Origin of the sequence: Brevundimonas vesicularis NBRC 12165 (assembly GCF_001592205.1) — a bacterium.
In the GTDB taxonomy this organism is placed as follows: domain Bacteria; phylum Pseudomonadota; class Alphaproteobacteria; order Caulobacterales; family Caulobacteraceae; genus Brevundimonas; species Brevundimonas vesicularis.
The window spans coordinates 1-7,371 of the sequence record NZ_BCWM01000032.1; the positions used below are offsets into that span (position 1 = coordinate 1).

General features: G+C 61.3%; 6 protein-coding genes and 1 tRNA gene. 3 read left to right on the plus strand and 4 right to left on the minus strand.

The features are described 5' to 3' along the window. Positions 1-650 precede the first annotated feature (650 nt). Both BVE01S_RS16270 and BVE01S_RS16275 read right to left on the minus strand, forming a co-directional pair. Entirely contained in the window at positions 651-1,451 is an 801-nt protein-coding gene (locus BVE01S_RS16270; RefSeq protein ID WP_084375480.1) for a DUF1365 domain-containing protein, read from the minus strand. Beyond that, positions 1,448-2,785, minus strand: coding sequence for an NAD(P)/FAD-dependent oxidoreductase (locus BVE01S_RS16275; protein ID WP_066629886.1), 1,338 nt, complete (start codon positions 2,783-2,785; stop codon positions 1,448-1,450). Before BVE01S_RS16275 ends, BVE01S_RS16270 begins: the two co-directional genes overlap by 4 nt. A 184-nt stretch (positions 2,786-2,969) precedes the next feature. Here BVE01S_RS16275 and BVE01S_RS16280 point away from each other — a divergent pair, with 184 nt between their 5' ends. The 3 genes from BVE01S_RS16280 to BVE01S_RS16290 are packed head-to-tail and all read left to right on the plus strand — an operon-like array spanning position 2,970 to position 4,968. Next, on the plus strand, positions 2,970-3,530 hold the full coding sequence (locus BVE01S_RS16280) for a sigma-70 family RNA polymerase sigma factor (protein ID WP_184279085.1): 561 nt from the start codon (positions 2,970-2,972) through the stop codon (positions 3,528-3,530). Continuing rightward, on the plus strand, positions 3,527-4,165 hold the full coding sequence (gene chrR, locus BVE01S_RS16285; protein WP_066629887.1) for a cadmium/peroxide/UV radiation responsive anti-sigma factor ChrR: 639 nt from the start codon (positions 3,527-3,529) through the stop codon (positions 4,163-4,165). Before BVE01S_RS16280 ends, chrR begins: the two co-directional genes overlap by 4 nt. Next, complete coding sequence (locus BVE01S_RS16290; RefSeq protein WP_240612098.1) at positions 4,162-4,968, plus strand: DUF1295 domain-containing protein; 807 nt, start codon at positions 4,162-4,164, stop codon at positions 4,966-4,968. The genes chrR and BVE01S_RS16290 overlap by 4 nt, the downstream gene beginning before the upstream one ends. Here the strand turns inward: BVE01S_RS16290 and trhO are convergent. Both trhO and BVE01S_RS16300 read right to left on the minus strand, forming a co-directional pair. Further along, complete coding sequence (trhO, locus tag BVE01S_RS16295; RefSeq protein ID WP_066629889.1) at positions 4,965-5,930, minus strand: oxygen-dependent tRNA uridine(34) hydroxylase TrhO; 966 nt, start codon at positions 5,928-5,930, stop codon at positions 4,965-4,967. The genes BVE01S_RS16290 and trhO overlap by 4 nt on opposite strands. A gap of 27 nt (positions 5,931-5,957) precedes the next feature. After that, positions 5,958-6,032: transfer RNA gene (locus tag BVE01S_RS16300), tRNA-OTHER, on the minus strand. Positions 6,033-7,371: the final 1,339 nt, after the last annotated feature.

Here is a 7,371-nt window from a genome sequence, read left to right on the forward strand (position 1 = left end):
ACTTCGACTGCCGACCAAGGCAGCGAACGACCTGGGTTTGACGGGCGCCTCGGACGAACGCGAAGCTGGGAAAAGCGCCGGCGCATGACCCGCAGACGCTGCTTCAGTGCAGGATCATCGATGCCGACCAAGTTCTCCAAGATAGAAAACGCGAAGCGGCAGGCGAGCTGCCATTGCCGGAGATTTTGGTCGGCCTGTCGGGCTAGGAGACTGCTCGATAAGACCTGTTCGATCGCCGTGAAATCTGGCGCTAGTAACGCGGCGTCCAAATCGACGCTGGGGACCATAGAAGCTGCTTGCAGGTACAGACTATTTGCGGCGCTGGCGTAAAAATAACGAGTTGGCGGAGCGAGATGGCCGTCAGTATCGAGGTAAGCCGAGATGATCGGCGCAGAATGGGCCCGTGAGGGTCTCGGGAAGATTGGGATGCATCGACAGAAGACAGGCGGGGAAGGATCAGGCGTGTCCCGTAAGTTAGACCTTGAATCAAGCAAAAAGCGGTGGATGCGGACCGCTCAAAGCCCCGCTGCTGCGCGTTTTGATAGCTGCGCCGCGGGGCTTTGCGCTCTAGCGTAAGCATACCTTGCAACACCTCCGAACTTGGGTTTGCTTCACATAATATATCTTAGGCGATAAAGCGAACGCGTTGCTCAGGGTCGTAAACGGCTCTCTTGAGCTTGGCGTTGAATGGTCACTGGCGTGTCCGCCGGTTTGAGCTGCCGTGTCAGACCGACGCCCTTGAGCCAGAGCTTCAGCGCCTCCCAATGGATCGCCGCGACCACCTTGAACGTCATCAGCGGGATCGCTGCTGTCGCGGCAGCGATGTTGCGATCCTCTAGGCATTCCCGCTTGGCCGCCATAGCGGCGGTGATCAGCACGCCTTCGGCATCTAACCCGTCGATGGTCATGTCGAGCCGATTGCCCGGCGTATGGCCACGGAACTGGTAATCCATCTCCATGCCCATGAATGGCGACACATAGAGCGCCTTGGCCGCGCCCTGACGAATGACGCCTGCGGCCTGATCTTCGATCGGGATCGGAATGACATAGGCGTGGCGGATGCCGAAGGTGCTGGTCACCTCGTACACCATGGCGGCCAACCGTCCGTCGGGCCAATGGCAATAGTAGATGCTGATCGGGTTGAAAACGTATCCGAGGACGCGTGGCATGGTTAACAGGCGGACAGTTCCGCCCTTTAAGTCGATGCCGGCTTGAGCCATCCACGCATCCACCTGAGGACGCAGCGCGCCAGAACCGTCTCCGTGATCCTTGTCGTGGAAAGACAAGAGATTGAACCGATTGCGTGAGAACAGGCGCAGGCGCGCGTCCACATCATCGATTTCCGACAGGTTGAGCAGGAGCCAGAAGACGCGATAGTTCAGCTTATGGATCTTGGGGCGAAGGCGTCGGTGCATGACCCGGCCGCGATAAAGGGCCGAGTTGAGTGTCACGCGGCACGTTCCAGTTGCGCGCCCATAGGCGTCGTCAAATGAATGCGCCCGCTTTCGTTCGCGACGGACCAAGGGCGACGCACGCCGCCGAGTTGTTCGGCGACGGCGAGGCCGGATTGCAGGCCATCCTCGTGGAAGCCCGCGCCGAAGTGGGCCCCGCAGAACCAGACGCCCCCCTGCCCTTGCAGGCTCCACAACTGCTTTTGAGCCTGTATGGCGGCGGGATCGAAGATGGGATGCTCGTAGAGTTCGCTACGCAAAATCGTGTCGGCGCGCGGCGGACGCGGCGGATTAAGCGTGACGAACAGGTCGTCGCCCGGCAGGCCTTGCAGTCGGTTCATCCAATAGGTGACGCAGAGGCCGTCATCTGCTCCGATGTAGTTCCAGCTGGCCCAGGCGCGACGGCGATGCGGCATCAGCCCGGCGTCGGTATGCAGGACGGTCAGATTTCGGCTGTACCGGAAAGCGCCGAGCAGCGCCTTCTCCCGCGCCGTCGGTTCGGCCAGCATCGCCAGAGCCTGGTCGGCATGGGACCCGATCACGACCTGGTCGTAGCGCTCGACGCCGCCCTGGCTGTCGTGAACGAAGACGCCCTGGTCGCTGCGCCGCACGGAAGTGACGCCGTGGTCCAGCCGAATGTCCTGGATGGCACGAGCGAGATGTTCGACATAGACGCGGCTGCCACCCTCGACGGTGCGCCACAGCGGCCGCCCTACCAGTTTCAGCAGGCCGTGATTACCGCAGAAACGGATGAAGGACTCGGCCGGATAGTCCATCAGCGTGTGCGCCGGCGATGACCAGATCGCGGCGGCCATAGGCAACAGGTGATCGTCGCGGAACGCCTCGCTGAACCCCTCCCGCTTTAGATAGTCGCCGAGCGTCAGCGAGGAATCGGACATCGCAGCCAAATCCTTTGGCGCGTCGCGATAAAAGCGCAGGATTTCGCTCAGCATCGACCAGAAACGAGGACGCAGGGCGTTGCGACGCTGAGCAAACAAGCCTGGCGCGGCATATTCGAACTGTCCGTCATCCAGTGAGACAGCGAACGACATATCCGTCGCGCGTGTCGGGATCCTCAAATGCTCGAACAGGGCGATCAGATTGGGATAGGTCGCGTCATTGAAGCAGATGAAGCCAGTGTCGACCGCAATGTCGCCGGAAGGCACGCTGGCCATCACCGTATTCGAATGCCCGCCCAGGCGGTCGCCCTTTTCGTAAAGCGTCACGTCATGGCGTTTCGACAGAAGCCAGGCCGAAGACAGCGCGGCGACGCCAGATCCGACCACAGCGATCTTTTGACGTTCGGCAGAGGGCGTCGCGGACGACAGAGGCATGAAAACTCCGAAAGATACGCCGCAGCGCAATCGCTAGGGCATGAACGGATTACGGGTCGCCGTCATGTTCGGATCGCGATTGATCCAGACATTTCCGCTGAGCGTATTAGTGTTCATGCATGCCGAGCCGTTATCCTTCGCATCAACGCCATATCGGTCAAACCGCGTGAAGGCGCTCGACAGCTTGCCTGATCCGCTGCTGCACGATCGGCTGATCGAACAGATCGCCCTGAGGCGCGATCGTGACGCCTTCGCTGCGCTCTTCGCCTATTTCGCACCGCGGCTGAAGGCCTGGCTGATCAAGTCGGGCGCGACGCCCGGAGCGGCGGAAGACTTCGCGCAGGACGCCATGCTGACCGTGTGGCGCAAGGCCGATCTGTTTGATTCGTCCAAGGCGCGCGCCGCCACGTGGATTTTCACCATCGCTCGCAACCGTCGGCTTGACATGCTACGCCGTGACGCGCGTCCCCTGCCGACGCCCGAAATCGAGCTGGCGGGGGACGACGTCCGCCGGCCCGATGAACTGCTGTCGATGTCGCAAGACGCGGACCGCGTGCGCGACGCTCTGGCGCGGCTCAGCGCCGACCATGTCGAGGTTCTGCGTCTGGCCTTCTTCATGGACAACTCTCATTCCGAGATCGCCAAACATCTCGGCCTGCCGCTCGGCACCGTCAAATCCCGTATTCGTAACGCCATGACCAAGCTTCGTCTGATCCTCGCGCCGTCCGAGGAGGCTGCGCGATGAAACCTCAGCGCAATCCCTCCGAGGAACGTTTGCTGGCCTATGCGGCCGGCACGCTCAGTCCGCCCGAGGCTGTGGTGATGGCGGCGCATCTGGCGATGCGGCCGGCCAATGACGCCTGGGTGCGCGACCTGCAATCCGTCGGCGGCGAGTTCTTGAACGAGACGCTCCCCTCCCCTTTGTCGAATGATGCGCTCGCCTTGGCGATGGCGCGGATTGAGACGGATACGGGCAAAGCCAACCACAGCGCGCCGTTGAACGACATGCCCGAACTGCCCGAGCCGTTGCGACGCTATGCGCTGGGTCCATGGCGCTGGGTCGGGCCCGGCATGCGCGTGCGCGACGTCCATGCGCCGCGAGATGGGGATTGCCGTGTCATTCTTCTGAAGATCGAATCGGGTCGTGAGACGCCAAAACACACGCATGGTGGCGTCGAGCTGACTTGCGTCATCTCCGGCGCCTATGCGACCGAAACCGAGCGGTTCGATGTGGGGGATTTCGAAGAGGCGGATCCGGAGGTGCTGCACCAACCCCGTGTGGTGTCAGACGAGCCGTGCCTGTGCGTCGTCGCGCTTGACGGTCAGATTCAACTGGATGGATGGGTCGGCAAGCTGATCCAGCCCTTCGTTCGCCTGTGACCGCTCTCGCGGCCATTTGGGGTGTCACCGCCCTATTTCTCGTTGTCGTCATGTCTGCGGCCTGGCTGGTTCAGAAACGAACCGGCCAGGGCGGTTGGGCGGACGCCTTCTGGTCGCTTGGACTGGGAGCGGCTGGCGTCGGCGTCGCACTCTTCCCGATCGACGGCGCCGCTCCGTCATTGCGCCAGTATCTTGCAGCGCTTCTGATCGGCCTATGGGGCTTGCGGCTAGGGTCCCACATCGCTGTTCGCGCCGCCCACGAGGAGCGCGAAGACGCTCGCTACGCGCGTCTACGAAAGGACTGGGGCGCCGGTTTTCAGGTCAAGATGTTCGGCTTCCTTATGTTGCAAGCCGGAGCCGCCGCCTTCTTGGCGCTCAGCGTGATGGCGGCGGCACGCAACCCGGCGCCCGGCCTGACGCTTCAGGATGCCGTAGCGACACTGATCTTTGTCGGAGCCCTGGTTGGAGAAGCCGTTTCGGATCGCCAGCTGGCGGCCTTCAAACGCAACCCGGCCAACAAGGGTGGAATCTGCGATGTCGGTCTGTGGGCCTGGTCACGCCACCCGAACTACTTTTTCGAATGGGTGAGCTGGTGCGCTTGGCCTGTGTTCGCCATCGATCTGAGCGGTGCATGGCCTTGGGGTTGGCTAGCTCTGACCGGACCAGCCTATATGTACTGGCTTCTGACCCAGGTGTCCGGCGTGCCCTTGCTGGAAGAGCATATGCGACAGTCGCGACCCAAGGCGTTCGAGGCCTATGCCGCCCGCACCAGCGCCTTCTTCCCTCGTCCTTCCCGTCGTTAGGCGATTTCAGTCCCTCGGGCTTTCCCCAGATGCGTGTCTCCGCGTTCTCGGGCCATCTCCATCTGCCTGTGACGCTCGGCATATCGCTGCCGCTGGACCTCGTCGCGGGCGTTGTGACAGCGCTCACAGCTTACGCCTTCGATATAGTGCGGCGAAGCACGACCGGCCTCATCCACAGGCAGACGACATCCCCGGCATAAGGTGTGGGGACCTTGGCTTAGGCCGTGCCCGACCGAGACGCGTTCGTCAAAGACGAAACACTCTCCACGCCACAGGCTCTGGTCCTCATCCACCGTCTCAAGATAGCGAAGGATGCCGCCTTCCAGATGGTGGACGTTCTCAACACCCTCGGCTTTCAGGAAGGCGGTCGACTTTTCACAGCGAATGCCGCCGGTGCAGTACATGGCCACGCGCTTGGCGCCGGTCTGCTCAATCAGGGCGCGACCTTCGCTCCGGAACCAGTCGGGAAAATCACGGAAGCTGCGGGTATTGGGTTGGACGGCCCGTTCGAACGCGCCGATCTCGCCCTCGTAGTCGTTTCGCGTATCGATCACCAAGGTCTCGGGATCGGCGATCAAGGCATTCCAGCCCGTGGGCGCAACGTAGACGCCCGCCTGGGTCGCAGGGTCCAGATCCGGCTGTCCCATGGTGACGATCTCGCGTTTGACGCGCACCTTCATCCGGTGGAACGGCAGGGCGTCTGTCCAGGCGTATTTGAGTTCGAGCGTCTCGAATCCTGGCATGGCGTGGATCGTGGACAGCACCGCTGCGATGGCCGCCTCGGATCCTGCTATGGTGCCGTTCAGACCCTCCGGCGCGACGAGCAGGGTCCCCCTCACCTGCACAGCGTCGCAGACCGTTTGAAGCGTCTTGCGTACGGCTTCGGGGTTGGCCACCGGCGCGAACCGGTAAAGTGCGGCGACACGGACGGCTTGATCGGACGAGGTCAGATGTTCAGTCATGGATCAGCCCCTCGAAGCCGCCGGAGATGGCGCGCCCAGCAGGACTCGAACCTGCAACATCCCACTTAGAAGGCGGCCTGAATATCAATAAAAACAAGGCGCAACGTGTAAAACCGCGCAACATCCGCCCTATATAGCTCAATCAGTTACGATCTAGCTGTAAAAAATTCCAAGGGGACTCGACCTCCGCTGGCACTTGGTGCCGCTGTGCAAAAGTCCATTTTAGGCAGCCACGTCAATCTCGGAAATCGACCCAAAGCGGACTCCCGTCTTCAGTTGGTCATGCTGCTCGGCTTAATCTGCCAAGTCCTCGCGCACGAAGCGGCGCGCTCGCCACTCCCATGGCGGCTGAAAATCCCCTACCCATAAGCCAGCCCCGGAACGTTGCGCGATAGCTTGCGCCTCTGCAAAGGCGCCGGAGCTATATCGGGGATAGTCTATCGCGTGCCCTTCCAGGATGAGATCGTGCTGAAGGGATCGAAGTTGCCAAGGGTGTGTGGTCCCATTCATGGATCGAGCACAGAAGGCAACTACTGTTCCGTCGTCACCGACATCAGTCCAAGGTTGGCAACGGATGGTCCGGCCCTTCAGTAAGCCAGCAAGGTACACCTTCGCCTTTTCACCGCAACGGTAGGGTCCAGACGGGGCGGTGCAGCTTTGGTCGAGCTCCGGAGCGTCGATGCCCCATCGACGTAAGCGGTGCCCGTCAACTTCGATCGTGTCGCCGTCAATGGCTATAGCGCTGCCAATGATGGAAGGAGGATCGGGTGGAAATGCGATCAAGGGCTCACCTCCAGTTTCGGCAAAAAGCCAAATTATTCTAGCCGTGATAAGCTTGCCAGTGTGCACTTAATGGCCGCTCCCCACCCCTATCGGAAGTCCGCAACGTTGGCTCCTGACAAAGGCAACCGATGTCCGCTTTCGGGAAGTGAGCCAACTTCGCAAATCGACCCTTTGCGGACATTCAGAGTAGGTGCGACCGTTCGAGCATGAGAGTGATTTCGATATTGGCGGCCTCGGCCATTTGTAGCTCCTGCTCGACTGCGTTCTCGCAGGCCGACCAAAGTGCAACTCTATCGTCCCAAGCCTGTGAACTGCGGACCTCAGCGCGCGACCATGTCGGGGAGGTGATCGCCTTCAGAGGCCGCTATTCGTCGGACGGGCGAGAGAGAGCTCGGATCGACATCATGGAGTGTTCACACCGCTACGGCGTCCACCGTTTCGCAGACGGGCTGGAGAAGGTGATGGATCCAGACGCGCTGATAGGGTTTTACCCAGCACGATCCGTCGAGGCACTATTCACAGCGAGGATCGAACTAGTGCCACCCAATACGATGGCATATCAAGACGACGATGGGGTGCGGCTCGCGCTTCTAACAGCGACCGACGTGGAAGCGGTGCCAGAGTAACTCTTAGATCTGGGGTGTCCGCTTCCCACCCC